This is a genomic window from Sphingopyxis yananensis (assembly GCF_020687785.1).
In the GTDB taxonomy this organism is placed as follows: Bacteria; Pseudomonadota; Alphaproteobacteria; order Sphingomonadales; family Sphingomonadaceae; genus Sphingopyxis; species Sphingopyxis yananensis.
The window spans coordinates 439,912-466,135 of the sequence record NZ_JAJEWI010000005.1; the positions used below are offsets into that span (position 1 = coordinate 439,912).

At 57.0% G+C, this 26,224-nt stretch carries 22 protein-coding genes; 14 read left to right on the top strand and 8 right to left on the bottom strand.

What is annotated here, in order from left to right; genetic code table 11:
- Window positions 1-42: 42 nt before the first annotated feature.
- Both LKO31_RS04645 and LKO31_RS04650 read right to left on the bottom strand, forming a co-directional pair.
- A complete protein-coding gene (locus LKO31_RS04645) occupies window positions 43-891 on the bottom strand; it encodes a metallophosphoesterase family protein (protein WP_227688912.1) in 849 nt (282 codons plus the stop codon).
- Window positions 888-1,769: a diacylglycerol kinase family protein gene (locus tag LKO31_RS04650; RefSeq protein WP_227688913.1), complete on the bottom strand. Its 882-nt coding sequence runs from the start codon at window positions 1,767-1,769 to the stop codon at window positions 888-890. Before LKO31_RS04650 ends, LKO31_RS04645 begins: the two co-directional genes overlap by 4 nt.
- A gap of 134 nt (window positions 1,770-1,903) precedes the next feature.
- On the opposite strand from LKO31_RS04650, the gene LKO31_RS04655 reads away from it, so the two are divergent.
- Together LKO31_RS04655 and LKO31_RS04660 are read left to right on the top strand one after the other, a co-directional pair.
- Entirely contained in the window at window positions 1,904-2,827 is a 924-nt protein-coding gene (locus LKO31_RS04655) for an alpha/beta hydrolase (protein WP_227688914.1), read from the top strand.
- A 1-nt stretch (window position 2,828) separates the two neighbouring features.
- A complete protein-coding gene (locus LKO31_RS04660; RefSeq protein ID WP_227688915.1) occupies window positions 2,829-3,620 on the top strand; it encodes a nucleotidyltransferase family protein in 792 nt (263 codons plus the stop codon).
- A 38-nt stretch (window positions 3,621-3,658) separates the two neighbouring features.
- Here LKO31_RS04660 and LKO31_RS04665 read toward each other — a convergent pair whose 3' ends face one another.
- Window positions 3,659-4,345 carry an HAD-IB family phosphatase gene (locus tag LKO31_RS04665; protein ID WP_227688916.1) on the bottom strand — a complete coding sequence of 229 codons (687 nt, stop codon included), beginning with the start codon at window positions 4,343-4,345 and terminating at the stop codon, window positions 3,659-3,661.
- Window positions 4,342-5,874, bottom strand: a complete 1,533-nt coding sequence (locus tag LKO31_RS04670; RefSeq protein ID WP_227688923.1) for a lipopolysaccharide biosynthesis protein — start codon at window positions 5,872-5,874, stop codon at window positions 4,342-4,344. The genes LKO31_RS04665 and LKO31_RS04670 overlap by 4 nt, the downstream gene beginning before the upstream one ends.
- Before the next feature lie 187 nt (window positions 5,875-6,061).
- Between LKO31_RS04670 and LKO31_RS04675 the strand changes: the two genes are divergently transcribed.
- The 3 genes from LKO31_RS04675 (at window position 6,062) to zapE (ending at window position 8,602) form a co-directional block, all read left to right on the top strand.
- Window positions 6,062-6,844, top strand: a complete 783-nt coding sequence (locus tag LKO31_RS04675) for a succinate dehydrogenase iron-sulfur subunit (RefSeq protein WP_227688924.1) — start codon at window positions 6,062-6,064, stop codon at window positions 6,842-6,844.
- 133 nt (window positions 6,845-6,977) lie between these two features.
- On the top strand, window positions 6,978-7,484 hold the full coding sequence (locus tag LKO31_RS04680) for a PaaI family thioesterase (protein ID WP_227688925.1): 507 nt from the start codon (window positions 6,978-6,980) through the stop codon (window positions 7,482-7,484).
- Window positions 7,484-8,602, top strand: a complete 1,119-nt coding sequence (zapE, locus tag LKO31_RS04685; protein WP_265104535.1) for a cell division protein ZapE — start codon at window positions 7,484-7,486, stop codon at window positions 8,600-8,602. The genes LKO31_RS04680 and zapE overlap by 1 nt, the downstream gene beginning before the upstream one ends.
- 222 nt (window positions 8,603-8,824) lie before the next feature.
- On the opposite strand, the gene LKO31_RS04690 is transcribed toward zapE, so the two are convergent.
- Window positions 8,825-9,652: a helix-turn-helix domain-containing protein gene (locus LKO31_RS04690; protein ID WP_227688926.1), complete on the bottom strand. Its 828-nt coding sequence runs from the start codon at window positions 9,650-9,652 to the stop codon at window positions 8,825-8,827.
- Window positions 9,653-9,797: 145 nt separating this feature from the next.
- On the opposite strand from LKO31_RS04690, the gene LKO31_RS04695 reads away from it, so the two are divergent.
- From LKO31_RS04695 to LKO31_RS04735, 9 genes are all read left to right on the top strand, one after another.
- Complete coding sequence (locus LKO31_RS04695; RefSeq protein ID WP_227688927.1) at window positions 9,798-10,004, top strand: ferredoxin; 207 nt, start codon at window positions 9,798-9,800, stop codon at window positions 10,002-10,004.
- Window positions 10,001-11,218, top strand: coding sequence for a cytochrome P450 (locus LKO31_RS04700; protein WP_227688929.1), 1,218 nt, complete (start codon window positions 10,001-10,003; stop codon window positions 11,216-11,218). Before LKO31_RS04695 ends, LKO31_RS04700 begins: the two co-directional genes overlap by 4 nt.
- Window positions 11,219-11,973: 755 nt before the next feature.
- Window positions 11,974-12,936, top strand: a complete 963-nt coding sequence (mdh, locus tag LKO31_RS04705; RefSeq protein ID WP_227688933.1) for a malate dehydrogenase — start codon at window positions 11,974-11,976, stop codon at window positions 12,934-12,936.
- 98 nt (window positions 12,937-13,034) lie between these two features.
- Window positions 13,035-13,922: a succinate--CoA ligase subunit alpha gene (gene sucD, locus LKO31_RS04710; protein ID WP_227688935.1), complete on the top strand. Its 888-nt coding sequence runs from the start codon at window positions 13,035-13,037 to the stop codon at window positions 13,920-13,922.
- Window positions 13,923-14,242: 320 nt separating this feature from the next.
- Window positions 14,243-17,065 carry a 2-oxoglutarate dehydrogenase E1 component gene (locus tag LKO31_RS04715; RefSeq protein WP_227688937.1) on the top strand — a complete coding sequence of 941 codons (2,823 nt, stop codon included), beginning with the start codon at window positions 14,243-14,245 and terminating at the stop codon, window positions 17,063-17,065.
- A gap of 19 nt (window positions 17,066-17,084) precedes the next feature.
- Window positions 17,085-18,311 carry a 2-oxoglutarate dehydrogenase complex dihydrolipoyllysine-residue succinyltransferase gene (gene odhB, locus LKO31_RS04720; RefSeq protein WP_227688938.1) on the top strand — a complete coding sequence of 409 codons (1,227 nt, stop codon included), beginning with the start codon at window positions 17,085-17,087 and terminating at the stop codon, window positions 18,309-18,311.
- 62 nt (window positions 18,312-18,373) lie between these two features.
- A complete protein-coding gene (lpdA, locus tag LKO31_RS04725) occupies window positions 18,374-19,771 on the top strand; it encodes a dihydrolipoyl dehydrogenase (protein WP_227688940.1) in 1,398 nt (465 codons plus the stop codon).
- A gap of 20 nt (window positions 19,772-19,791) precedes the next feature.
- On the top strand, window positions 19,792-21,264 hold the full coding sequence (locus LKO31_RS04730; protein ID WP_227688942.1) for an amidohydrolase: 1,473 nt from the start codon (window positions 19,792-19,794) through the stop codon (window positions 21,262-21,264).
- Between the two features lie 55 nt (window positions 21,265-21,319).
- On the top strand, window positions 21,320-21,961 hold the full coding sequence (locus tag LKO31_RS04735; protein WP_227688944.1) for a trimeric intracellular cation channel family protein: 642 nt from the start codon (window positions 21,320-21,322) through the stop codon (window positions 21,959-21,961).
- A 96-nt stretch (window positions 21,962-22,057) separates the two neighbouring features.
- Here the strand turns inward: LKO31_RS04735 and sppA are convergent, their stop codons facing one another.
- From sppA to proB, 3 genes are all read right to left on the bottom strand, one after another.
- Entirely contained in the window at window positions 22,058-24,055 is a 1,998-nt protein-coding gene (gene sppA / locus LKO31_RS04740; protein WP_407699243.1) for a signal peptide peptidase SppA, read from the bottom strand.
- Window positions 24,056-24,148: 93 nt separating this feature from the next.
- A complete protein-coding gene (locus tag LKO31_RS04745) occupies window positions 24,149-25,075 on the bottom strand; it encodes an NAD-dependent epimerase/dehydratase family protein (protein WP_227688947.1) in 927 nt (308 codons plus the stop codon).
- 8 nt (window positions 25,076-25,083) lie between these two features.
- Entirely contained in the window at window positions 25,084-26,193 is a 1,110-nt protein-coding gene (gene proB, locus LKO31_RS04750; protein WP_227688952.1) for a glutamate 5-kinase, read from the bottom strand.
- Window positions 26,194-26,224 lie beyond the last annotated feature (31 nt).

Sequence of the window (26,224 nt, forward strand, 5' to 3'; positions counted from 1 at the left end):
AACTAATGAGGAATTATCATTGGTCAATCGAAATCATCGTCGTCAATGAACAGGCGGGTCCGTGGACGGCACAGCGGCAATCGGGGCGATGGGGTGTTCGGGGGAACGGGGCGGCAGGGCATCGGGCGGAACATCGTCGATTTGCATATCGCGCGTTGGAATATTGGCCAAATTGCGGACCTGCACATGGATGTGCCGCCCCAATATGCGAAGGTCATTAAAGCTGGGCGGGGTGGAGCGCACCCGCTGGCTCAGCGTGCCCGCGCCAATCATCCGAATGGGACCCGCTGCCGTTGGTTCCTCTAGGTCAAAGGCATCATGGACATGGCCGCTCAGCACCGCGCCGACGTTGCGCACCGCCAACTCTGTCAGGGCGCTGCGCCCGCCGCGCGTCAGCGAACGCCCATGGCGGCCTGCTTCGACCAACGGATGATGGGCAGTGACCAGCACCAATTTGTCGGGCGGCAAAGCATCAATCGCGCCCAAACATTTGTCCAAAGCGGGCTGTGTGACCCATCCTTTCGACCAATCTAGCCGCCACTGCGCCCGCGCGGTGGTTTTCAGCGGAACAATCGCCACGCCTTCCAATTCCAGCTTGCGCTCCAGCAATTTTTTGATGCGCTTGATCCGGCGATAGGGCCATAAAAAGCGTTCAATCGGATTGAAATAGGACAGGTCATGATTGCCGACCTCAACCGTCACGGGCACATTCAGCCCCTCAATCCACGCGCAAGCCGCTGCAAATTCGCGCGAACGGGCGCGCATCGTCAAATCGCCCGTAATCATCACCGCGTCGGGCCGATCTTCGGCGATGCAGGCGGTGAACCAATCCAAGGCGTGTCGATCCTCTAGGCCGAAATGCAGGTCGCTGATGTGGAACAGGCGGATCATCGCGTGCTCAGAAAATCCGTCGCGCTATGCCCCAGTCGGACGAACAGCGGCGATGGATGTTCGGTCAACTCGCCGTCAAATTCGATACTGATCGGGCGGTCGCTTTCCAAGCAAAGCTCGGCTGCTTTGGTGATGAACTGGCTGGGGCCATCACGAAAATCACCGCCCAGCCACGCCAGACCATGGCGCAGCAAATCCATCGCGCCTTCCGCCAATATGCCATGTGCATCAATGCCATTGGGCAAGGGCGTCAGGATGACGGCGCTATGCTCGCCTGCATGGCCGGTGACGCGCACACCCGGCGCGTTCAGCATGGCGTTCACCGCGTCTGGCGCGCTGCGGGTGGCGCTGATAATGCCATCTTGGCGCAGGGTTTCCCGCACCTCCGCCCAGCGGGTGGCGGGACCAGCCAAAATGGTAATCAAGGCAATCGAATCGTCTCCCTCGCCGGAACTTGGGCCTGAACTTGCGTCCGCGAGCGAATGAGCGCTTCCTCGCAAGATGGGGATGGATCGCCGCATCGCATGATCGCTCACGACATCGCGCAAAATATCGGCGGGGTCGCGGTCGCCATGCAGCTTTTTGGACAGCAAATTCAGCGTCCCGCCGGGCAATGGCAAAATCGCCCCGTCCCACCCGTCAATTTTCTGGGCGGCGGCGCGAATGCTGCCATCGCCCGTCCAAATGACCAGCAAATCCGCCTCATGCGCCTCCAGCATGTCGCGGCTGGGCACATCATCATCTGGCAAATGGATGCTGTGCACAAAGGGGCGGCCTGCTGCGCGCAATATTTCGCCCAATTGCGTTTCCATTTCAGGGTCATGGCTGCCGCTTTGGGCGTTGCAGACCATGATGGGGCGGTGGAATAAATAGGTCATGTTCCTAAGACGCGCGACAAGCGATTTGGTGGCACGGGGCGGACAAGGGCGACGAGGGCCTTTTCATGCTTGCTTGTGAAACACCCGCCACAAAGCTAGGGCAGGGCGATGCACAGCCAGCGCAAAGGACGACCTTGTTAATCAAGCTATTGATCTTAGCGGTGATCTTGGTGCTGGCCTTTGGCGGCGGCGCAAAAGTCGCCAAGTTAAGCGGCCCCAAATCCCTGAACTTTGCCGACCGCCTGCTGGGCGGCGCGGATGATGTCCAAATGTTGGCCGATGGACAGCCCTATGGGCGCGGCCCGCGCCAGCAATTGGATATTTGGGCACCTGTTGGCGTGTCGGGGCCTTTGCCCGTCGTTATCTTTTTTTATGGTGGCGGATGGAGCAGCGGCGAACGCGCCGAATATGGTTTTGTCGCCCGTGCTTTGGCGCGGCAGGGGTTTTTAACCGTGGTGCCGGATGTGCGCTTGGCCCCCAAGGCGCATTGGCCCGATTTCATCGAAGATGGCGCGGCGGCTTTTGCATGGGTGCGCCGCCATATTGAATCCTATGGCGGCGATGCAGGGCGGATCGCGTTGATGGGCCATTCGGCAGGGGCTTATAATGCCGCCATGCTGGCGCTGGACCCACAATGGCTGCGCCGTGCTGGCAGCGATGCCGCTTATGTGCGCGGGGTGGCGGGCTTAGCCGGACCATATGATTTTCTGCCGATGGAAAAGGGTGGCTCTGCCGATATCGCCATGGGCCGCATAAGGCCCGCCAGCAACACCCAGCCGATTGGCTTTGTGCGGCCCGATGCGCCGCCATTTTGGTTGGCCAGCGGGCTGGATGATGATGTGGTGCGCCCCCGCAACAGCCGGGCCTTGGCCGATGCGCTGACGAATATTGGCGCTCCGGCCATATTTGCTGGCTTTGCCAATATGGGCCACCGCGCTATCGTTATGGCGCTGGCACAGCCTTTTCGGGGCGATGGTCGGGTCTTGCATGATGCGGCGGAATTTCTGCACGCCGTCACCGCGCCGCAGCCAGACAATGAAAATGGCAGGACAGGCTAGAATGACCGAAAAACGCATATCCGCCTTGGTGCTGGCGGGCAGCCGCCCCGGCCCCGACCCATTGCTGCAAAACCCGCAGTTAAACCCCAGCGGCGCATCAACCAAGGCGTTGTTGCCCATCGCGGGCGTACCGATGCTAGCGCATGTTCTGCGCGCCCTGCGGGCATCGCCGCATATCGGCAGCATCACCATTTTGGCGCAAGACACCGCTAGCTTGGCAGCAGACCCCAGCATCAGCAGCGTGACCGATGTGATATTCGCCGTGTCGGGCCAAGGTATCAGTACATCCTTGGCGGCTGCCTTGGCGGATCGGGACGAACCCGTGCTGGTCACCACGGCGGATCATGTGTTGCTGACCCCGCAAATGGTCGCGGAATTTGTCGCGGGGGCCGCGAACAGCGACGTTGCCGTGGGCATGGTGGAACGCAAAAATCTGTTGGCGGCTTATCCCGAATCGCGGCGCACATGGCTGAAATTTCGGGCGGGCTGGTGGTCGGGTGCCAATTTATTCTGGCTGCATGGCCCCAAGGTGCAACCTTTGCTGTCGTTTTGGAGCGGCATTGAGCGCGACCGGAAAAAGGGCCGCAAAATCATCGCGGCCTTTGGCCCCTTCTTGATGATCGGCGCTTTGCTGCGCCTGTTTACCGCCCAGCAAGGCATCAAACGCGCGGGCGCGCGCTTTGGTGTGCAGGCCCAATTGGTCCCCATGTCCGCGCCCGAGGCCTGTATCGACGCCGACAAGCCCGATGATATTCGCCTGATCGAACAGATTTTGGCCCAGCGCGCGGGCTGAACAAGGGCGCATGACCGCTGATCTGCGCTGCGCGTTGGTCAGGCGGTGCGGCGAAAATCTTGGAAATGCCAGCCATGCTGCTGGGCCAAATTGGCCAGCTTGTCGTGATGGCCCACCAGCACGGCTTCGTCCGCCAAAGCAAACAGACCTGCGTCGCTGGGGTGGTCGGAATAAGCACGGATATGCGCCGGACGGCCCGATTGTTGATCAAGCCATTTTTGTGCCTGCCGCGCCTTTTCGGGGCCATAGCAATTTTCGCCGTCCAATATGGGGCTCCAATCGCCATCGGCCGTGCGCTGATGCTTTGATGCGATAACATCATCGAACGCCAAGACCCTGCCAATTTCGCGGGCGTAAAATTCGGGGGCAGCGGTTGCCATAATCAACCGATACCCCTCGGCCCGATCGCGCGCGATGGCGGCTTTGGCACCCGGTTGAACATCTGTTGCCACGCGCCATGCGGCAAATTTTTGGGCCAAGCGGGCCATGCGGGCCTGCGACATGTCGCGTCCCAAAAAAATTCGGATGGCGGCGGGTTTAAACCGGCTGCGGTCATAAAGCTTCAACCCATAACCCAGTGCCAGCAAAAGCCATATCGGCACCAAGAACAGCCGCCACGGCTTGTCGCTCCACGCTGCCCAAAACAGAAATAGGGTAAAAGTGGGGGTGCCCAATATGGTGCGATCCAGATCGTAAAAGGCAACGGGGGCGGCGGTTGGGGTCATGGAATTAATCGCAAGGTTCGACCCAATTTGCCCAGCGATGCGCGGTCTTCGATGGGCAATGCAAAACGCAAAGACGCCCAGATGCTGGCCACAGCGCTGATGACAATCAGGGGGATGGAAAGAAAGTCTGGTAACTGGCTGAACAAAGTGGCGGCGCCGCAGCAAATCGCGCTCAGCCCCAATGTTCGCCACAAGACGGATGGAAAGCGGTGATCAAAGGGGTGCAGCCGTTCAATCCACGCCAGTTGAATCATGGGGATGGCGGCGGATATAATCAGCCCAACCGCCATCGCCAATGTAACGGCGGTCAGCGGCGGCATATAGGGTGTCGCTAAAAATCCTGCGCCAATGGCTGATAAAATGCCGATAATACTGGCGGTCAATTGATGGCGATAGGCGGCAATAACCTGTAAAACGGGGCTGGATATACCCATCATCGCCTCAATTGCACGGGCCATAAGCAGGATGATCAGCGCGGCTTTGGCCATTTGGGCATCTGGTCCAAACAGCGACAATAAAGGCCCGCTTCCTGCCGCCAGAACCAAAGATAGGGGCAGCGCAACAGCCACGATGAAGCGGGTTGCATAGGCATAAATTTCCGTCACTTGCGCACGGTCTCGCTTCTCGGCGGAGGATGCCAAGGGGGCCATGACATAGGAAAAAGCGGTTCGGACCAATTGAACGACGCTGGATAACTTGCGCGAAATGGTGAACAGCCCCGCCGCCATCGCACCGGATGCACCGGGCAGGGCGAAATTTAAAATCAGCATCGGGGCGTCGGTAAAGATTCGGCTGATAATATTGGTCGGCAACACCGATAAGCCAGCTTGCACACTGTTGCGGCTGATGTCGCTGCCCCATGGCGCGCGAAAAATATCGGCCAAGTCATAATAGCGGGCGGTCAATCGAATGGACAGCAAGGCGGTGACGGACAGCGACAGCAAATGGGCATAGAGCAAACCCGTAAGCCCATAGCCGGCGGCATATAAGATCGCGGCGAAAACCAGCCGCAAAATTTGTTCCCATATGATTCGCAACCGAATTTCCGCGCCAAACACCATTTGGGCGCGCATCGCAGCGGTCATAATTTCGATAAAAGCCCATAATGGCAACGCCCAGACAAATATTCGGATCGACGGGACCAAAATGCTTTGATGCTCGGCGGCCACGTTGAAAATATGGGCCAGTTGGTCCGCATAAATATAGATTGCGACCGACGCCATCAGACAGGGCGTGACCCCGCACAAAATAGCCGTTCGCAGCGCGGCCACAGCCTCTATCCGCGAAGCGCTTTGCGGAACCGTGCGCTGCAAGGCATTGGTCATGCCCATATCGAAAATATTTTGTAATATGTTGATGGCCGCCCACAATACGGCGTAAAATCCAAACCCCGTCAGGCCAAACATGACGACATAAAGGGGTTGGGCCACAATCTCTACCACCGCCCCAGTTCGGGCCAAAAGGGTGGTTCCCAGCCCTTTGGCAACATGGCGGCTGGTGATGGGCTGAAGGGCAGGGTCGGACGACATGGCTGCGCTCTAATCTATTTCGCGGGAAAGTTCGAACCGCTTTTTCAAATGGTCCGATAACGGCCTTATCGCAAATCTTTCGCAAAGAAACTGCGGGCTTGATAGGATTTTTGGCACTGCCCCCTCTTGTTCTATGGGGTAATCGGGTCTAGTCACGCCGCGACTGCATAGATGGAGCCCGATTGTCATGGCTGAATTTCGTCTGCCCAAAAATAGCCGCCCGCAAAAGACGGGTAAGGTCCACAAGGCCGAGGGTGCGACGAACGTGAAGACGTTCAAAGTATATCGCTACGATCCGGACAGCGGTGAAAACCCGCGCTTCGATACGTTCGAAATTGATCGCGATAATTGCGGCCCCATGGTGCTGGACGCTCTGATCAAGATGAAGAGCGAACAGGATTCGGGTCTGACCTTCCGCCGTTCGTGCCGCGAAGGCATTTGCGGCAGCTGTTCGATGAATATGAACGGCAAAAATGGTCTGGCCTGCACGACCCATATCGACGAGCTGAAGGGCGATGTCACCATCACCCCGCTGCCCGCGATGGACGTGATCAAGGATTTGGTGCCTGATTTCACGCACTTCTATGCGCAATATGCGTCGATTGAACCTTGGTTGAAGACCAAGACAACGACCCCCAGCGGCAAAGAACGCCTGCAATCGCCCGCCGAACGCGAAAAGCTGGACGGCCTGTACGAATGTATTTTGTGCGCTTGCTGCTCGACCAGCTGCCCCAGCTATTGGTGGAACAGCGACAAATTCCTTGGCCCAGCCATTTTGCTGCAAGCCTATCGCTGGCTGGCTGACAGCCGCGACGAATATACCGGCGAGCGTCTGGACGAATTGGAAGATCCCTTCCGTCTGTATCGCTGCCACACCATCATGAACTGCGCCAATGCGTGCCCCAAGGGCCTCAGCCCCGCCCGCGCCATTGCCGAAATCAAGAAGATGGAAGCGGAACGTCACATCTGATCGATTGTCGAATCAGAAAGACAAGCTGATTTTTTGGCGGCGGGCAATGTCCCGCCTGCCCCATCATACGGTCTCGCAGGCGCTGGATTTTCCATGTGCTGGCGGGACCGTTGATCGTTTAGGGGATAATAGGATGACAAGTGTTTCCAGCTACCCACAAGGAGCCGCTTTCTCGTCGGATTATTTCGATCACCAAGATTTGGGCGATGGTTGGATTGCTTGGAATTTGCGCGATGAAACGCGGTTCAACAATTTCATTCAGCCCCTGATGGTGCGCGTCGAAGAACCGACACCCGATGGCCGTCCCCGCGCCCGCGTGCGGATGCAGACCCAGCATAAGCACAGCAATTTGGGCGATAATGTTCATGGCGCGGTGATTTTGGCCTTGATGGATGTGGCGCTATTTGGGTCGATGCGCGCTTTGGGCTCTATTGATGGTGCGCAAAGTGTGACGCTGGACTTGTCCAGCCAATTTGTTGGCGCGGGCCGTGTGGGCGAACATATGGACGCCATGGTGGAAATGGTACGCGAAACCGGACGACTGATCTTCTTGCGGGGTCTGGTCGTGCAAGGCGCTGCGGACGATCATATTGTGGCATCGTTCAATGGCACCGTCAGAAAGATTAACGAGAAGCGATAATGCGTCTGTTGGAAGAATATGATCGGTTGGTGGCGTCGGGCGAGTTAAAGCCCGATGTCGAACAGCGTGCCGCCGCCCAGCGTTTGGACCGGCTGCAATCGGAATTGGAAACTACCAGCAGCGGTGGGTTTTTCAGCCGCCTGCTCAAGGGCAAGCCCGAAACCCCGCGCGGCGTCTATGTGTGGGGCGCGGTAGGACGCGGCAAGTCGATGGTCATGGACCTATTTTACGATTCGCTGAACATCAGCCGGAAAAAGCGCGTCCATTTCCACGCCTTCATGCTGGATGTCCACGACCGGATGCGCGAAGTGCGCAAACAGGAAAAGGGCGATCCCATTCCCCAAGTGGCGGCGGATTTGGTGGCGGACCTTGCAGTGTTGGCCTTTGACGAAATGGTGGTCAACAACAGCGCAGACGCCATGATCTTGTCGCGCCTGTTCACGGCGTTGATCGACCAAGGCGTGTGCGTGGTCGCCACATCCAACCGCCCGCCCGGTGATTTGTATAAAGACGGCCTGAACCGCGAGCATTTCCTGCCCTTTATCGCGCTGATCGAGCAAAGGCTGGATGTCCTCAGCCTCAACGGACCCACCGATTACCGCCGTCACCGCTTGGGGGATGGGCGGCGCTGGTTTGTGCCGTCGGATGACACCGCCACCGAGCAATTGTCGGCGGCCTTTTTCCGCCTCACCGACTTTTCGCCCGCCGACCGCGCCCATGTGCCCTCGCTGGAACTGGATGTGGGCGGTGGCCGCCTGTTGCATGTGCCTAAGGCGTTAAAGGGCGTCGGCGTCTTTTCGTTCAAACGCCTATGTTCCGAAGCGCGCGGCGCAACCGACTATCTGGCCGTGGCGCGCCAATTTCACACCGTCATCATCGTCGGCATTCCGCGCATGGGACCAGAAAATCGCAACGAAGCGGCACGTTTTGTTACGCTTGTCGACGCGCTCTATGAATATAAGGTCAAATTGCTGGCCAGCGCAGCGGCGGAACCGGACGACCTTTATGTCGCGGGCGACGGAGCCTTTGAATTTGAACGCACCGCCAGCCGCTTGGCCGAAATGCAATCCGACGATTATCTGGCCTTGGGCCATGGCCCATCAGAAGATCAGGGGTAAGTCGCCGAGCAAGCGGGTGGGCCGCAGACACATTAGCCAGAGGAGGCCATTCGTTACGCGCTATGACAGCAGACGGATTGCCGACCAAGTGCTTGCTTGTTCGGTCGCTGTGGAGGGGTTGGAAACGACCATATGCAATAGATTGAATTGACCAAATTTTGATGATCAGGCGTCACTTGGACGCGTAAATGCAGACTATAGGTCGATATTTTCATAATATTATCAACCAGTTGATATTTTTTGTGCTGCTCGTTGACGGAGCACATGCGGTGCGATGCCGGTTGCACGAGAAAATGCGCGTGTGAAGCTGTTCGCATGGTCAAAACCGCAATCGGAAGCGATGGTTTTGATAGGGTGTGCCGAATGTATCAACAATTGCCAAGCGCGTTCAACCCAGAAATCTTCCACATATTTGGAAATAGATTTTCCCGAAACACTGGAAAACTGCCGCTGAAGATGGCGCGAGCTAATACCGCATATCTTCGCAAGCTCTTCTATAGTCGGTCGCGGCGACACTTCTCGCAAATATTGCTTGATCCGTCGTAGCTGCCAAGGAGCCAGCCGGCCTGTCGCCAGATTATTATGCTCCTCTGCAATGACCCGTTGGGTTTCAAGACCAATAAGCTGAAGATAGGCATTAATCGCCAAGGTAGAAGGTGGATCGAACCGGTTTAATTCGAGGTGGGCTAGCCGCAATAAATTGCGCAATATTTCGCTGCGAATATCCAAGAGAGACTGAAGAACGGGTAATGGCAGTTCGCTCAGGCCGTTGGTTATATTATTGGCTAATTTGGGCTCGAACGTTACCCGGAGAACACGACTGCGTACGCCTTCTCCTCGGCCAGATATCGTAACACCTGGGTAGCGGATAAACATCGTCCCCATGAAGCATCGTTGGCCAGGTGCAATATGGGGGAATTCTGCATTGGAATCCGTTGAGTAAGGCGGCAATGATTGCTCTAGCATCAGATGGGTGGCCACCTCTTCAAACTCAACAATGTCTGGCCAATGCCATTCGATGAGCTCCAAGGTTCCGGACCGCGTAGACACGTGCCGTATTATTTCCTCTTGATGTTGTGTCACCTAGAACTCAATCGCAATTTGTTCATTATGTCGCATATTGTTATCAGCGTGCGGGTGAAGACTCTATACCCAATCTGTTAGTCCCAATCCATATTTTGGGAGTGACAACAAAATGAGAGTGATTGCTAATCTGGATATTTGCCAAGGTCATGCGCGATGCGAAGATCTATGCCCAGAAGTTTTTTCAACCGATCCCATTGAAGGAAAGGTTGTCGTTCAAGTCGATGAAATCCCAGATGACCTCATCGAGAAAGTGCGATTGACGGTTCGAAATTGTCCCGAAGGGGCTCTGCGTCTTGTGAAAGGAAATGCTCAATGACCTTGTTGTGGCAGCCTTCACCTCCCGATCATGTGCCAAGCGATCATATTGTCGATTTCGACTTTTTCGACATCCCAGCGGGTTGCACGGACCCCACGGAAATTTGGCACAATTTGGTCAAGCAAGGGGTCCCGCCTATTTTTTACACGCCCCACAATGGTGGGCATTGGGTGTTCCTCAATTACGCGGATGTGGTGGAAGGATATCGTAACCACGAATTATTTTCGACATATCAAACGCCGATTCCTCCGATTGAGCCATTTCCAATAATGCAGCCGCAAGGGATTGATCCACCGGATAATAAAGTTTTTCGTCTGTTGCTTTCCCCTATGTTTACGCCTTTGGCCGTACGACGCATGACTGAGGGATTGCACGCGCGGGCTAATCATTTGATCGACACATTCGAAGCCAAGAACCACTGCGATTTTGTTCGTGATTATGCCGAACTTTTCCCGACAGCGACATTTTTAGAGCTTTTCGGACTAGGCGCTGAACGACTGCCGGAGTTTCTTGCGCTCGCCAACACATTTTTCCGGAGTGTTGATCCAGCGGTCCGGGCTCAAAATGTGACCGATATATACGCGGTGCTTGATCAACTTTTCCGCGAAAAAAATGCGAACCCAGGAACAGACATTGCGTCGACGATTGTACAAGGGCGCGATGAGAACGGCCAGCAACATAAATGGGATGACATTTTAAATTGCGGTTTCTTACTTTTTGTTGCGGGCCTCGATACTGTGACAAATACCATGACGTATATCTGGCGATATCTTGCGACGAACCCAAGGGCTCGCCAGCATTTCATCTCAAAAATGGATGATCAACAAGCCTCGCTGATTGCATTAGAAGAATTGATGCGCATTAATGCCGTATCGAATTTATATCGACGGGTGACGAAGGACTGCGAGTTTCGTGGGATTCAGTTCAAACGAAATGATCGTGTTATTCTGCCGAACACCGTAGCCAATCGCGACAATAAAATATTTGAAAATGCGATGGAAATTGATCTGAATCGTAAAGTAAATAATCATGTAACTTTCGGGGTCGGTCCGCACCGTTGCATAGGTTCGCACCTCGCCAAGCGTGAGATTTTGGTTTCGATACAAGCGTGGTTGACGCGCATTCCAGATTTTCACTTGGATAATGGCGACGTTGGAGCAGAGGCGTTTGGAGGTGCGGTTATGGGCTTCCGGTCTTTAAAATTACGTTGGTAGCCTAGGTTTAGGCATAATAAGGTGCAGGTTACATACTTGCACCTTCTTTTCCTCATTTGGCAGTTTCAGCGATCGTGAACGGCTGTACGCGCTGGTCGTGTCAGCCAAGCGGAATGCACATCACGCGGTAAGATGGAAGGCGACGCCTTCTTAAAGCAAGTCTAGCTCTCATGACCGGTCTTGGGTCATTTTCTGCATGTCAGCGTTGGTGCGGGGTGACGCATGAGATTCGATGTCGTTGGGCTGCTGATGGCAGGGTTGGTGCAAAACTTTTTTCTCGTCTTTTGCGTTGATGGCTTCATGGGCGCGCTGGGGGCGCCGAAATTTGTCCGTTTTTTGTCTGTTGATTTGGATTTTTGTGAATTTTATTCGCCAATATCGCAACAATTTCATGAAATATCGCTTTATAACTAAAGATATTTTCTAAGCTTTACAATTTATCTCAAGTGGATATGTTGGGTTTATGTCCTGTTTCCGGATCCACTATGATGGAGTGTTTGAACGCTTTTGATTCTTCCTTGTGTTTTTGCTTTTTGCATATTGGATGATTTGCTTCTTCGGTCGTAACAATGCTTTTATTGATATTGCGAACTGTTATCAACGAAACTTCTTCCCCTCGATTTTTGCCTGTTGTTTCAGCAGGGGAATCAGCGTAGGGCGCTGGCAGTCTTTTGGGAGTGATATGGGGCTATGGCCCGTGCCCTTATCGCTCTGTAAATTAAAGCCGGGCTTGCCAGAAGGGAGTGCCGCGCGCCATGGGACGCAAGAAAATTGCTTTGATCGGAGCCGGAATGATCGGGGGTACGCTTGCGCACCTCGCCGCCAAGGCTGAACTTGGTGACATTATTCTGTTCGATATCGCCGAAGGCATGCCGCAGGGTAAGGCTCTCGATCTCGCACAATGCGGTCCGGTTGAAGGCTTTGACGCCAACATCAAGGGCACCAATGATTATGCTGACATCGCTGACGCCGACGTCGTCATCGTCACCGCTGGCGTTCCCCGCAAGCCGGGCATGAGCCGTGATGACCTGCTCGGCATCAACCTGTCGGTGATGAAGTCGGTTGGCGAAGGCATTAAAACCTATGCCCCCAACGCCTTTGTTATCTGCATCACCAACCCGCTCGACGCGATGGTTTGGGCGCTGCGCGAATTCTCCGGTCTGCCCGCCAACAAGGTTGTCGGCATGGCTGGCGTGCTCGACTCGGCACGTTTCGCTACCTTCCTTGCATGGGAATTTGGCGTTTCGGTAAAGGATGTGAACGCATTCGTCTTGGGCGGTCACGGCGACACCATGGTTCCCGTCACCAACTACACCACGGTTTCGGGTATTCCCGTTAATGATCTGGTTGCTATGGGCAAGTCGTCGAAGGAAGCCATTGACGCGATCGTTCAGCGCACCCGTTCGGGCGGCGGCGAAATTGTTGGCCTGCTGAAGACCGGTTCGGCTTATTATGCTCCCGCCACCAGCGCTATCGCTATGGCCGAAGCCTATTTGCGTGACCAAAAGCGCATCATGCCTGCTGCTGTCTTTGTTGATGGCAAATATGGTCTGGACGGCCTGTATGTTGGCGTTCCAGCGGTATTGGGCGCGAACGGCGTAGAAGAAGTCGTGGAAATCGCTTTGGGCGATGAAGAAAAGTCCAACTTCCAAGTCAGCGTTGACGCCGTCAAGGAATTGTTGGTTGCTTGCAAGGCCTTGGAACCCAGCCTTGCTTAATCTCTAAGTCGTCGCCCGATGTCTGTTGATGTCGGGCGACGAACAGCTTTCGGGTGCAACGGGGGAGCACCTAAATTCCCCAGGGAGCTTATAATTTTATGTCTATTCTTATCGATAAGAATACCAAGGTGATCACCCAGGGAATGACCGGTGCAACCGGCACGTTCCACACCGAACAGGCGCTGGCTTATGGCACGCAAATGGTCGGCGGCGTGACGCCTGGCAAGGGTGGCACTTCGCACATCGGCCTGCCGATGTTCGACACCGTTGCCGAAGCCAAGGCAACCACCGGCGCCACCGCATCGGTGATTTATGTTCCGCCTCCGTTCGCAGCGGACTCGATTTTGGAAGCGATTGACGCCGAAATCGAACTGATCGTTGCGATCACCGAAGGCATTCCTGTTCAAGACATGGTTCGCGTGAAGCGTTCGCTGTCGGGTTCCAAGTCGCGCCTGATCGGCCCGAACTGCCCCGGCGTGCTGACGCCCGGCGAATGCAAAATCGGCATCATGCCCGGCAGCATCTTCAAGAAGGGCAGCGTCGGCGTGGTTTCGCGTTCGGGCACGCTGACCTATGAAGCGGTGTTCCAAACGTCGAACGCTGGCCTTGGTCAGACGACGGCTGTTGGCATCGGCGGCGACCCCGTGAACGGCACCAACTTCATCGACGTTCTGGAACTCTTCTTGGCGGACGATGAAACCAAGTCGATCATCATGATCGGTGAAATCGGCGGCGACGCCGAAGAACAAGCCGCGCAATTCCTGATCGACGAAGCAAAGCGTGGCCGTAAAAAGCCAATGGCTGGCTTTATCGCAGGCCGCACGGCGCCTCCGGGCCGCCGCATGGGCCACGCCGGTGCGATCGTATCGGGCGGCAAGGGCGACGCAGAAAGCAAAATTGCTGCGATGGAAGCCGCTGGCATCCGCGTATCGGCTAGCCCTTCGGAACTCGGCACCACCTTGGTGGACGTTCTGAAGAATCTCTAAGTGCTAGTGATGCAGGGTTGGCGCGCCAATCCTGCATCAACGGGCTGATAGGATTAGATCATAGGCTGAATGGACCCCCGTTCAGCCTATGAACAGATGGGAAGAGCCAAAGAGGGCGGCAGGGATACCCGCCCGTGATTTGATTTTCTGATCTGATGAAGAAATACGATCATTAAAGATCAAAAAAATGGATCAAATGCGCCCTGTCAGGCCTTATATGATCAGTTTTTTGATGGTCGGATGAAATTGATCCCAAACCCGCGTTTCGACGCACCCCCAGGAAATGTCCCTGCCGTCGGCAGGGGCCGAGCGAGCAGAAGATGAACCTCGAATCTCAGAGCTTTGATTTGGATGAGCCACAGGCCGGACCAAGCTGGGCGCCAAGCAATTGGCCGCCGCTGGACACGGATGACCTGACGGCTGCCTTGGACCCGCAGCAAATGCAAGTGGCGGTAAAAGCCAGTGCTGCCAAATCGGGTAAGGCCTTGTCTGGTGCGGAGCTGGAGCAAGCTGCTTCGGATGCTATTAGCGCTATGACGTTGATCCGCAACTATCGTGTGCGTGGCCATTTGGCGGCGGATCTCGACCCGCTGGGAATTCACCAACGTCAACTGCCCATCGACCTGACGCCAGAATATCATGGCTTTAAGGGCACGGATCAGGACCGTCCCATTTATTTGGGCGGCTTGTTGGGTCTGGAAAAGACCACGATTCGCGAATTGGTCTCCATTTTGAAGGCCAATTATTGCGGTCCAGTCGGCCTTGAATATATGTATATCACCGACGTTGAAGAACGTCAGTTCTTGCAAGAGCGCATGGAAGGCGCGGACAAGAGCATCGACTTTTCAGTTGAGGGCAAAAAAGCCATCCTGAACAAGGTGATCGAAGCAGAGGAATATGAAAAATTCCTCGCGCGTAAATATGTCGGCACCAAGCGTTTCGGCTTGGATGGCGGCGAAAGCATGATTCCAGCCATGGAAGCCATTATCAAATATGGCGGCGCGTATGGCGTGAAGGAAATCATCTATGGCATGGCCCACCGTGGCCGCCTGAACATGCTCGCCAATGTGATGGCCAAACCTTATAAGGTGATCTTCCACGAATTCGCTGGCGGTTCGTCAAACCCCGACGATATCGGCGGTTCGGGCGACGTGAAATATCACCTTGGTACGTCGACCGACCGTGAATTTGACGGCAATAATGTTCACATGTCCTTGGTTCCCAACCCTTCCCACTTGGAAGCGGTGAACCCTGTTGTGCTGGGTAAAGCCCGTGCGCAGCAAGTGGTGCGTGACGATCTGACCGACCATTCGCAGGTCTTGCCTGTGCTGATCCACGGTGACGCGGCCTTTGCTGGGCAAGGCATTGTTTGGGAATGCCTCGGCTTTTCGGGTATTCGTGGGTATAACACCGGCGGTTGCTTGCACTTCATCATCAACAACCAGATCGGTTTCACGACCAGCCCGCAATTTGCGCGCTCATCGCCCTATCCGTCGGACGTGGCAAAGGGCGTTCAAGCCCCCATTTTGCACGTCAATGGCGACGATCCCGAAGCCGTAACCTTTGCTTGCAAATTGGCGATCGACTTCCGCCAGCATTTCAAGCGCGATGTTGTGATCGACATGTGGTGCTATCGCCGCTTCGGCCATAATGAAGGCGATGAACCCGGCTTTACCCAGCCGTTAATGTATGACCGCATCCGTAAGCATGCGCCGGTTTCGGCGCTGTTCACGGCCAAGCTGGAAAAAGACGGCGTAGTCGAAGCAGGCTGGGCCGATGCCCGCCGTGCGGAATTTGTTGCGCGCCTCGAAGACGAGTTTGAAGCCGCCAAGACCTATAAAGCCAATAAGGCAGACTGGTTCGCTGGTCGCTGGTCCGGTCTTCATGCCCCTGCTGACCCCGAAAATGCGCGCCGCAACATTGCGACGGGCGTTTCGGACAAGCTGTTCGACTCGATTGGCCGTACCACCACGACCATTCCCGATGATTTCGAAGCGCATAAAACGTTGCGCCGCGTGATCGATGCCCGCGCCGCGATGTTTGCAGACAAAGACAATAATGACGTCTTTGACTGGGCAACCGCAGAAAGCGCCGCTTTTGGTACCTTGCTGAGCGAGGGTTATCAGGTGCGCCTGTCGGGCCAAGACGTCGGACGTGGCACGTTCAGCCAGCGTCACGCTGTCTGGATTGACCAAAAGACCGAAGAGCGTTTGGTTCCGCTGACCAAGGTTCCGCATGGCCGCTTTGAAATTCTCGACAGCCCATTGTCGGAATATGGCGTGCTTGGGTTCGAATATGGCTATGCCATGGCCGATCCAAAGAGCCTTGTTTTGTGGGAAGCCCAATTTGGCGACTTCGCCAATGGTGCGCAGATCATGATCGATCAGTTCATCGCATCGGGCGAATCCAAGTGGCTGCGTGCCAACGGCCTCGTGATGCTGTTGCCACATGGCTATGAAGGCCAAGGCCCAGAGCATAGCTCGGCACGCTTGGAACGCTTCCTGCAACTCTGCGCTGGCGACAATATTCAGGTGTGCAATATTTCGACCCCGTCGAACTATTTCCACGTCCTGCGCCGCCAGATGCTGCGTCCATTCCGCAAGCCTTTGGTTATCATGACGCCAAAATCGCTGCTTCGCCACAAATCGGCTGTTTCCCAGCGTAGCGACTTCATCGGCGATGCGCATTTCCGCCGCATCATGTCGGACCGTATCGCACCCGCCGATGCGGATGTGAAACGCGTTGTGCTCTGTTCGGGCAAGGTCGGCTATGATCTGATGGAAGCCCGCGACGCCGCCGAACTGAAGGATACGACGATCATTCGTATCGAACAGCTATACCCCTTCCCAGGTGACCCGCTGGCCGTGCGTTTGGCCCGTATGTCTAATCTGGAAGAAGTGGTGTGGGCCCAAGAAGAACCGCGCAACAATGGCGCATGGTTCTTTGTTGAGGAACTGATCGAAAACGCACTGACCGCCGCTGGCCATCAAGGCATGCGTCCGCGTTATGCGGGCCGCGCTGCCTCGGCATCGCCAGCCACCGGTTTGATGAGCCGCCACAAAACAGAGCAGGGCGCGTTAATTGCTGATGCGCTGGGCCTGAGTGTTCGCGCTGAAATCCGTCGTACCCAGAATAAAGCTTGATCCCGCAAGGAACTGCAAAATGAGCACCGAAGTTAAAGTCCCCGTTTTGGGTGAAAGTGTTACCGAAGCAACCGTTGGTGAATGGCTGAAAAAGCCAGGCGAAGCGGTGGCTCTTGATGAACCCATTGCTAGCTTGGAAACCGATAAGGTTGCCGTCGAAGTGCCGTCGCCCGTTGCTGGTGTGATGGGTCAGCAAGTCGTCTCGGTTGGTGATACCGTCGCCGTTGGCGCGGTGATCGCCATCGTCGAGGCTGGCGGCGCTGCTGCTGCCGCTCCTGCTGCTGCGGCTCCTGCAGCGGCCCCTGCTGCTGCTGCCGCTCCGGCTGCTGCCACTAGCGAGGAAGCTGGCGAAGGCGTAACCACTCTGTCGCCAGCGGTTCGCCGCTTGGTGCTGGAACATGGTCTGGATCCCAGCAAGATTAAGGGCACGGGCAAAGATGGCCGCCTGACCAAGGAAGATGTGCTGGCTGCGGCGGCTTCGGCCCCGGCCATCACGGCTGCGGCTCCGGCTGCTGCGGCGACCACCACTGTGTCGTCTGGCCCGTCGCGCAACGAAGAACGCGTGAAGATGACGCGTATGCGCCAAACCATCGCAAAGCGTCTGAAGTCGGCTCAAGAAAATGCTGCGATGCTGACCACGTTCAACGACGTGGACATGTCGGAAGTGATGTCGTCGCGTTCGCGCTTCAAGGATGCTTTTGAAAAGAAGCATGGAGTTCGCCTCGGCTTCATGAGCTTCTTCACCAAGGCGGCGGCTTTGGCTGCAAAGACCATTCCTGCTGTAAACGCTCGCATCGACGGCGACGAAATCGTTTATCACGACTATTTCGACGTATCGGTTGCGGTCAGCGCGCCGGCTGGTCTGGTTGTTCCGGTGATCCGTAACGCGGAAAGCATGAGCTTCGCTGAAATCGAAAAGACGATTGGTGACCTTGGCAAGCGCGCCAAGGAAGGCACGCTGACTATGGCGGACATGACCGGCGGTACCTTCACCATCTCGAATGGCGGTGTATTCGGCGGTCTGATGTCGACCCCGATCATCAACCCTCCGCAGTCGGCTGTTTTGGGCTTGCACCGTATCGAAGACCGTCCGGTCGTGCGTAACGGTCAAATCGTGATCCGCCCAATGATGTATCTGGCGCTCAGCTATGACCACCGCATCATCGATGGCCGCGAAGCCGTGACCTTCTTGAAAATGATCAAGGAAGCCATCGAAGACCCAGCCCGGCTGTTGATCGACCTCTAAGCATTTTGCCCCCACGCCGCTGGCGCTGGGGGCATCGCCCTTTTCGGGCAAAGGAATAAGACATGTCTGATTTTGATTATGATCTGCTCGTCATCGGTGCTGGCCCTGGCGGTTATGTTGCGGCCATTCGCGGCGCACAATTGGGCCTGAAGACGGCGTGTGTCGAAGGTCGTGCGACCTTGGGCGGCACCTGCCTTAACGTGGGTTGCATCCCGTCCAAGGCATTGCTGCACGCTTCGGAATATTTCGAAGCCGCCAAAAATGGCACCATGGCATCGATGGGCATTAAGGTTACCCCAGAACTCGACCTCGACGCGATGCAGGGCCAACGCCTTGATTCGGTCAAGGGTCTGACCGCCGGTATCGAATATCTGTTCAAGAAGAACAAAGTTGAATGGCTGAAGGGCTATGCGACTTTCTCTGACAAGAACAGCGTCACCGTGGACGGCAAAACCTACCGCGCCAAGAACATCCTGATCGCCACCGGCTCGTCCGTTACCCCGCTTCCCGGCGTAGACGTTGACAATGAAGCTGGCATCATCGTCGACAGCACCGGCGCTTTGGAATTGGCCAAGGTTCCTGACCATCTGGTGGTTATCGGCGGCGGCGTGATCGGTCTGGAACTGGGCAGCGTATGGCGCCGCTTGGGTGCCAAGGTGACCGTGGTTGAGTATCTCGACCAAATCCTGCCTGGCATGGACGGTGATGTTCGCAAGGAAGCGAACAAAATCTTCAAGAAGCAGGGCGTCGAGTTCAAGCTTTCGACCAAGGTTACCGGCGCAGAAGTGAAGGACGGCAAGGCTGTTCTCACCCTCGAACCCGCTGCGGGCGGCGAAGCTTCGACGCTGGAAGCGGATGTTGTGCTCGTGGCCATTGGCCGCAAGCCCAACACCGATGGTCTGGGCCTCGACAAGGCGGGTCTGACCACCAACCAGCGCGGCCAGATCGAAACCGATCATGACTTCAGCACGGCTGTTCATGGCATTTGGGCCATTGGTGACGTTGTCCCTGGTCCCATGCTGGCGCACAAGGCCGAAGACGAAGGCATCGCCTGCGCTGAAAATATCGCGGGCCTGACCGGCATTGTGAATCACGATGTGATTCCGTCGGTTGTTTACACCTATCCCGAAATCGCTGGCGTTGGTTTGACCGAAGAAGCGGCGAAAGAACGCGGCGCGATCAAGGTCGGCAAATTCCCGATGATGGCCAACAGCCGTGCCAAGACCAACCACGAACCCGATGGTTTTGTGAAGGTTATTGCCGACGCAGAAACCGACCGTGTGCTTGGCGTCTGGGCCATTGCCACCGTTGCTGGCACGATGATCGGCCAAGCGGCGCAAGCGATGGAATTTGGTGCAACCAGCGAAGATATCGCCTACACCTGCCATGCGCATCCGACGCATAGTGAAGCGATTAAGGAAGCCGCCATGGCGGTGACTGGAAAGCCGATCCACATCTAATGATTTAACGGGGAGAGAATATGACGGCGAAGCACATTTCATGGAAAGGGGCTTCGCTCCTGGCCTTTATCGGCGCATGGACAGTCCTATCCTCTCCCTCATCGGCTGCGGTGTCTTCGGATACCGCACCCGCTGCCCATCATATGGCAGGCGCTACGGCGCTGATGATGCAAAGTGCTGCGTCCAACCCAAGCAACGTCGTAGACCAAACCAAAATGACCGCCGCCAAAGCGCGGCTGGATGCGCTTCTACAGCGCGAATATCCTTCGCTTGATGTGATTTACCGCGACCTTCACGCCCATCCGGAATTGGGTATGCAAGAAGTGCGCACCGCCGCAATTCTAACCAAGGAATTGAAAAAATCGGGTTTCACGGTCACCGAAAAGGTCGGCGGAACGGGTGTGGTCGGCGTCATGAAAAATGGCGATGGTCCCACCATTTTTGTGCGGGCGGATATGGACGGCCTGCCGATGGAAGAAAAAACTGGCCTTGCTTGGTCCAGCAAAGCCCGTGGCCAATTTGAAGGCCGCGACGTGCCGGTGATGCACGCCTGCGGCCATGATATTCACGTCACATGGTTGATCGGCATGGCGCGTGCCTTGTCCGCGATGAAGGCGGATTGGCAGGGCACCTTGGTGCTGATTGGCCAACCAGCCGAAGAAACGCTGAACGGGGCCAAGGCGATGCTGGAAGATGGTTTGTTAACCCGTTTTCCCAAACCCGATTTCGGCTTTGCCGCGCATGTCAGCCCCTTGCCGGCGGGCGTGATAGTCAGCAAGGCGGGGGCCGTTATGGCATCGTCGGACAGCTATAATGTGACCTTCCACGGGCGCGGCGGCCACGGGTCGATGCCATCGGCCACGATTGACCCCATCCCCATCGCGGCCCGCTATGTCACCGATGTTCAGACCGTGATCAGCCGGGAAAAAGACCCACAGGCCTTTGGTGTGGTTACCATCGGGGCGTTTCAGGCTGGCAGCGCCGCCAACATCATTCCCGACCAAGCCGAGGTAAAGGTGAATATCCGCGCCCATGACAAGGACGTGCGGACCCTGCTGAACGAAGGGGCCAAGCGCACCGCCTTGGCCGCCGCGCAAATGGGCAAAGCGCCGGAACCGACCGTACGCTATTTGGGCGGCACGGCGGTCTTGGTGAATGATGCCAGCATGGCCGAAAGCGCGCACCGCGTGCTTCAGCCCTTGTTCGGCCCAATGGCCCAATTTGCCCCTGCCGCCATGCCGCCTGCGTCGGGCAGCGAGGATTATAGCGAATTTGTCAACGCGGGCGTGCCATCGGTATTTTTCGCCATTGGCGGATATGATCCGGCAGTCTTGCAAAGCCTGAAGGCAAAGGGGGAGCCTGTGCCCACCAATCACTCGCCTTTCTTTGCTCCATCGGCTGAACCGTCGATCAAGGCAGGGGTTTCAGCGATTGTCTTGTCGATCATTGGCGGTGTAAAGCCCGCCCAGCCGAATCCCCAGCCAAAGCCCTAACCCCAAACAGTGGACGGTCCCCAGCGGACCGTCCGACTGACCCCACAGGACCATCATGCCCGACATCGACAATGATCTGATCATCCGTTTACTAGATTTGGCGGGAATCAGCATTTTTGCTTTGACGGGTGCCTTGATGGCCGTGCGGATGCGCCAAACCTTGGTCACCGCAGGCTTTTTTGCGCTGTTGACGGGCGTTGGTGGGGGCAGCGTGCGCGACCTGTTGATCGGCGCGCCCGTGTTCTGGATTCAAGATGGCGCCATCTCGGCCATCTGTATCGCCATCGCGTTTTTGGTGTGGCTGACCCCTGAAAAATGGTGGGAAGGGCAATTGCTAGAATGGGCCGATGCCATCGGCTTGGCGGCCTATGCGGTATTTGGCACGGCCAAGGCCACCGCATGGGGTGTGCCGCCCGCACCGGCCTTGCTGATGGGCGTGATTACCGGCTGTGTCGGCGGCATCACGCGCGATGTGTTGGCGGGGCAACCGTCCATCATCATGCGGCCTGAAATTTATGTGACGGCGGCGGCGCTGGCATCGGCGCTGTTTTTGTTGTTGTTGGCGCTGGGGACGGGCACTGCGATTGCGGCGGTGGTCGGGGCCTCGGCAGGTTTTCTCCTGCGCGGGGCGGCCATTCGCTGGCATTTGGGGCTGCCGGTATACACCAGCCATCATGACGATGCGCAGGACGGATAGGGCGCATATTTCCTACGGACATATTTGCTGCGCAAAAAAAAGGGGGCCGGTGTTTCTCCGGCCCCCTTTTTAAAGTCCAGCGCCATGAAGGCGGTATCAATTCACCTGCATCATCAGACGCAGGAGCCAATTTTGTCCCGCCGCCGCTGATCCGCTCACCACAGGGCTGGGTTGATAGGAACGGCATTCCAGACACATGGCCTGCACCGACCCTGTGCTGGTCAACAATTTCAGATCGCTGAACAGGCGTTGCTGCAACAGGCTTTGCTGCGCGCTGGCCAAACCGAATAAATCACGGCGCAACTGCTGTTCGGCATCCTCGTCTTTTTGCAACAAGCTGGCCAGTACGACCGAAAATGTCGACGGTGTCTTCTCGAAATATTTGGCGTGATAGCTGTTCTGCTTGGCCATGCGCGCGGCGATGGCCAAGGCACGGTCCAACCCGCCCAGTTCGTCGACCAAGCCCAATTGTTTGGCGGTGGACCCTGCCCAAACGCGCCCTTCGGCAATTTGCTCGATACGCTCAATCGGTTGTTTGCGGCTTTGGGCGACCAGACCCGTAAACTGGCCATAAACATGTTCCACACCCGCCTGCATGGTGCGGTTAAACTCGCCATTGGTGCCGCCAATCAAGTCGGGCTGGCCGGACATGGGCGTGGTGGCGACACCGTCGCTGGTCACGCCAATTTTGGCTAAGGTCTTTTCAAAGCTGGGCAAAATCCCAAAAACGCCAATGGACCCAGTGATGGTCGATGGGTCGGCCACAATATGGTCGGCGGGCGTCGAAATCCAATAACCGCCGGACGCGGCTAAATTGGCCATCGACACCACCACAGGCAGCTTCTTGGCTTTGGCGGCCAACAAAGCTTGGCGGATATCCTCGGATGCCAGCACCGAACCACCGGGGGAATCGACGCGCAAGACCAAGGCCTTGACGCTATCATCCTCTACGGCGTCCAAAATATATTTGGAAATGGTCGCGCCGCCCGCGCTGCCGGGGTTGGCAACGCCGTCCACAATCGTGCCGACGACGGGGATCACCGCAATCGCGCTGCCGCTGTTCGCGACCGGATTGGCGCTGACCCAATTGGCCAAGGAAATGGCTTGGAAATCCCCCGCCCGTCCTTTGCGCTGTGACCCGCTGATTTTGGCGACATGCTGGCCAAAGGCAATGCGCCCGCCCAGCTTGTCTACCAAGGCGGCGTTCAGCGATGCCTTTGCGACATCGCCCTTGGCCGCGACCACGGCATCGGCCATATTTTGGGTGAAGTCATCAATTTGGGCCTTGGGCCGCGCCTTGCTGACCTGCTGTTTCCAATTTTGCCACAGTGTGTCGGCATAGGCCTGATTGGCTTGCTTGGCCTCGGGTGATTGGTCGGACCGCAAAAACGGCTCTACGGCGCTTTTAAAGGTGCCGACGCGGTAAATATTGGCGGTAACGCCCAACCGGTCCAACAAACCTTTATAATATAGGCTCGACCCACCGGGGCCGGCCACCATCACGCCGCCATTGGGGTCCGCCCAAATTTCGCTGGCATGGGCGGCCAATTGGTAACTGTCTGCCGAATAAGCGGTGGCAAAGGCCAGCACCGGTTTTTTGGCCCGCACTACGTCCAGAGCTGTGCCGATTTCTGACAAAGACACCTGACCGCCGCCTTGGAATTGATCCAAGTCCAGCACGACCGACGTAATGCGCGAATCATCCGCTGCGCTGCGCAAGGCTTGCACGACGTCGCGCGTACGAAATTCAACGGGGGCGGTGCTGCCCGACAGGGCGGCCATAGGGTCGGGTTCGGTCAATTGTTCGGTGATGGTGCCATTTAATTTGACCAGCAAAGCCCCGCTGCTGGCCGACACCGCCGCTGTTGGCCGCACGGTCAGCGCCGCAAAAATGACCAAGAAAAACAACAGCAGGAACAAGAGGGCCAAGCCGTCCTTAATCCCCACCAACACGCCCCACACTTTGCGTGGAAAGCTGGTTGGGCGCGGGGCATAGGTAGAGATACTGTCGGGCGCGGCATGGGCCGCAACCGGAATACGCCACGGCGGACGGCCATCTTCGGCCATTGGGGTGCTGGGTTCAGACATAGTCATTAATTAAGCCGATGCGCACGGCTTGGCAATCAAGCGATGGCGGGCTGAACCCATTGCGGCTTAAAGGTGCCGCGTCACGCCGCAGGGCGTGATTCACATCCATTTTTCAGCGCGATACCATGATGCTGTTTGGCGCAAGGCACTATTTGTGTCGGTTTGCGCCTGCCACAGCGATGCGGGCGGGCGGGCATGATTGCTGACGACCCAATCGGGGTGCGCGATATAGGCGGCGCGGTCGCGCGTCAGCTTGGCCTTTTTCCCGCGAAACAACATGTCCAATCGGGCGACATTGTTCAGCAAAAAGGCGTTGGACGTCAGGCGCAGCCATATTTTTTTGCCCACCGCATCGGCAATGGCATCGGCAAATTCGCGGTGCGTCCAGCCATGGCTCCGCCCATCATCGGGTTCGTAAACGGCCCCAGCGGACAGGCCGTGTCTGTCATCCGCCAATGTCACCAGCAAGCGCGCCAAATCCGTCACGAAAATGCCCGACATACGCCCTGGCGGCGGCAGCAATTGCAATCCGCGCTGGGCCATGCGGAACAGATCCAGCATTTCTGTGTCGCGCGGGCCGAACACGGCGGGGGGGCGAATGATCGTCCAGTCCAACGCGCTGGCCTTGACCAAATCCTCGCTCTGCGCCTTGGACCAGCCATATTGGCTGAGCGCGGGCTCGCGGGCCGACAGCGATGAAATATGAATGAAACGGCGGATATTGGCCTGCTGCGTGGCCGTCAGCATATTTTGCACGGCGTCGATATTGCCAGCCTGAAACCCCGCCAGATCAGGGGCAGACACCACCCCCGCAATATGCAGCACCACGTCCGCGCCGTCGACCAACTGCGCCAAGGAAGCAGGGGCATCCAGCGCGCCGGACACCCATGTGACGCCGTCCCGCGCGGCTTGGGGGCGGCGGGTCAGGGCGCGGACGTGCCAGCCCGCCGCCAAGGCTTGGTCCAGAGCCGCGCTGCCCACGAAACCGGTGGCACCCGTCAGGGCCAAAACAGGGGTAGGGGCCAAGGCAGGCGTCATCCCAGCAAGACCAAATGATCACGGTGAATCATGGTAGCGCGCGGCGCATATCCCAAGGCTTGTTCTTGTGCATCGCGGCCCAGCCCGACAATCAAACCCGCATCATGGGCGGGATATTCCACCAAACCCCGCGCAATGATTCGGCCATCGGGGGCGATGACATGCACCACATCACCACGTGCAAAATCCCCTTCGACGGCGCTGACACCAGCCGCCAGCAAACTCGCCCCTTTGGTCAGGGCTTGCTGGGCCCCCGCATCGACCATGATTTTGCCTTTGGCGGTCAAGCGGCCAGCCAGCCATGCTTTGCGGGCACTTGCGCCTTTTTCCGCCACAAAAATGCTGTGGCGGGAGTCGGCATCGCCCAAGGGGCGGGCGGTGCGGCCCGACGATATGGCCAAATGCGCGCCCGCCGCATTGGCGATGCGCGCCGCAGATATTTTGGAAATCATGCCGCCGGACCCCATTCCAGACGCCGAACCGCCGTCGGCCATCGCTTCGATAGCGGCGTCGATTTTCTCGATACGCGGAATATGCACAGCGTCGGGGTGGGCAGGGTTGCGGTCATACAGGCCGTCGATGTCGGACAACAGCAGCACCGCATGGGCGCCCGCCGCCTGTGCAATGCGGGCGGCCAAGCGGTCATTGTCGCCAAAGCGAATTTCCTCGGTCGCCACCGTGTCATTTTCGTTGATGATCGGTACAACACCCAAGGATAATAAGCGGTCCAACGTCGCCGCCGCGTTCAAATAGCGCCGCCGATGTTCCAGATCATCCAGCGTCACCAAAATCTGCGCCGCTGTTAATCCCTGTTCGGCCAGCACCTCTGCCCATGTTTGCGACAGCAAAATTTGTCCGGTGGCAGCGGCGGCCTGTGCGTCTTCCAAGCTGGCGCGGCCACCCTTGGACAATCCCAAGCGCCGTGCGCCCAGCGCAATCGCGCCCGATGACACCACGGCCACTTGCTGCCCCGCCGCGATGCGGGCCGCAATATCGGCCGCAATATCACGCAGCCAATCGCGGCGCACCGCGCCATCAGGGTCAACAAGCAGAGCAGATCCGATTTTGACGATCAGCCGCGAACAGGATGAAGCCGGAAATAACATGGTGCGGCGATAGCGCGCATCATCGCCGCCG

Excerpts from the sequence above, each read along its gene's own strand:
- odhB (WP_227688938.1), top strand. The coding sequence starts at position 17,085 with ATGAGCACCGAAGTTAAAGTCCCCGTTTTGGGTGAAAGTGTTACCGAA.
- mdh (WP_227688933.1), top strand. The coding sequence starts at position 11,974 with ATGGGACGCAAGAAAATTGCTTTGATCGGAGCCGGAATGATCGGGGGT.
- LKO31_RS04660 (WP_227688915.1), top strand. The coding sequence starts at position 2,829 with ATGACCGAAAAACGCATATCCGCCTTGGTGCTGGCGGGCAGCCGCCCC.
- LKO31_RS04675 (WP_227688924.1), top strand. The coding sequence starts at position 6,062 with ATGGCTGAATTTCGTCTGCCCAAAAATAGCCGCCCGCAAAAGACGGGT.
- LKO31_RS04735 (WP_227688944.1), top strand. The coding sequence starts at position 21,320 with ATGCCCGACATCGACAATGATCTGATCATCCGTTTACTAGATTTGGCG.
- LKO31_RS04680 (WP_227688925.1), top strand. The coding sequence starts at position 6,978 with ATGACAAGTGTTTCCAGCTACCCACAAGGAGCCGCTTTCTCGTCGGAT.
- sppA (WP_407699243.1), bottom strand. The coding sequence starts at position 24,055 with ATGACTATGTCTGAACCCAGCACCCCAATGGCCGAAGATGGCCGTCCG.
- LKO31_RS04700 (WP_227688929.1), top strand. The coding sequence starts at position 10,001 with ATGACCTTGTTGTGGCAGCCTTCACCTCCCGATCATGTGCCAAGCGAT.
- LKO31_RS04670 (WP_227688923.1), bottom strand. The coding sequence starts at position 5,874 with ATGTCGTCCGACCCTGCCCTTCAGCCCATCACCAGCCGCCATGTTGCC.
- LKO31_RS04730 (WP_227688942.1), top strand. The coding sequence starts at position 19,792 with ATGACGGCGAAGCACATTTCATGGAAAGGGGCTTCGCTCCTGGCCTTT.
- LKO31_RS04665 (WP_227688916.1), bottom strand. The coding sequence starts at position 4,345 with ATGACCCCAACCGCCGCCCCCGTTGCCTTTTACGATCTGGATCGCACC.
- LKO31_RS04715 (WP_227688937.1), top strand. The coding sequence starts at position 14,243 with ATGAACCTCGAATCTCAGAGCTTTGATTTGGATGAGCCACAGGCCGGA.
- lpdA (WP_227688940.1), top strand. The coding sequence starts at position 18,374 with ATGTCTGATTTTGATTATGATCTGCTCGTCATCGGTGCTGGCCCTGGC.
- proB (WP_227688952.1), bottom strand. The coding sequence starts at position 26,193 with ATGTTATTTCCGGCTTCATCCTGTTCGCGGCTGATCGTCAAAATCGGA.
- LKO31_RS04650 (WP_227688913.1), bottom strand. The coding sequence starts at position 1,769 with ATGACCTATTTATTCCACCGCCCCATCATGGTCTGCAACGCCCAAAGC.
- sucD (WP_227688935.1), top strand. The coding sequence starts at position 13,035 with ATGTCTATTCTTATCGATAAGAATACCAAGGTGATCACCCAGGGAATG.
- LKO31_RS04695 (WP_227688927.1), top strand. The coding sequence starts at position 9,798 with ATGAGAGTGATTGCTAATCTGGATATTTGCCAAGGTCATGCGCGATGC.
- LKO31_RS04645 (WP_227688912.1), bottom strand. The coding sequence starts at position 891 with ATGATCCGCCTGTTCCACATCAGCGACCTGCATTTCGGCCTAGAGGAT.
- zapE (WP_265104535.1), top strand. The coding sequence starts at position 7,484 with ATGCGTCTGTTGGAAGAATATGATCGGTTGGTGGCGTCGGGCGAGTTA.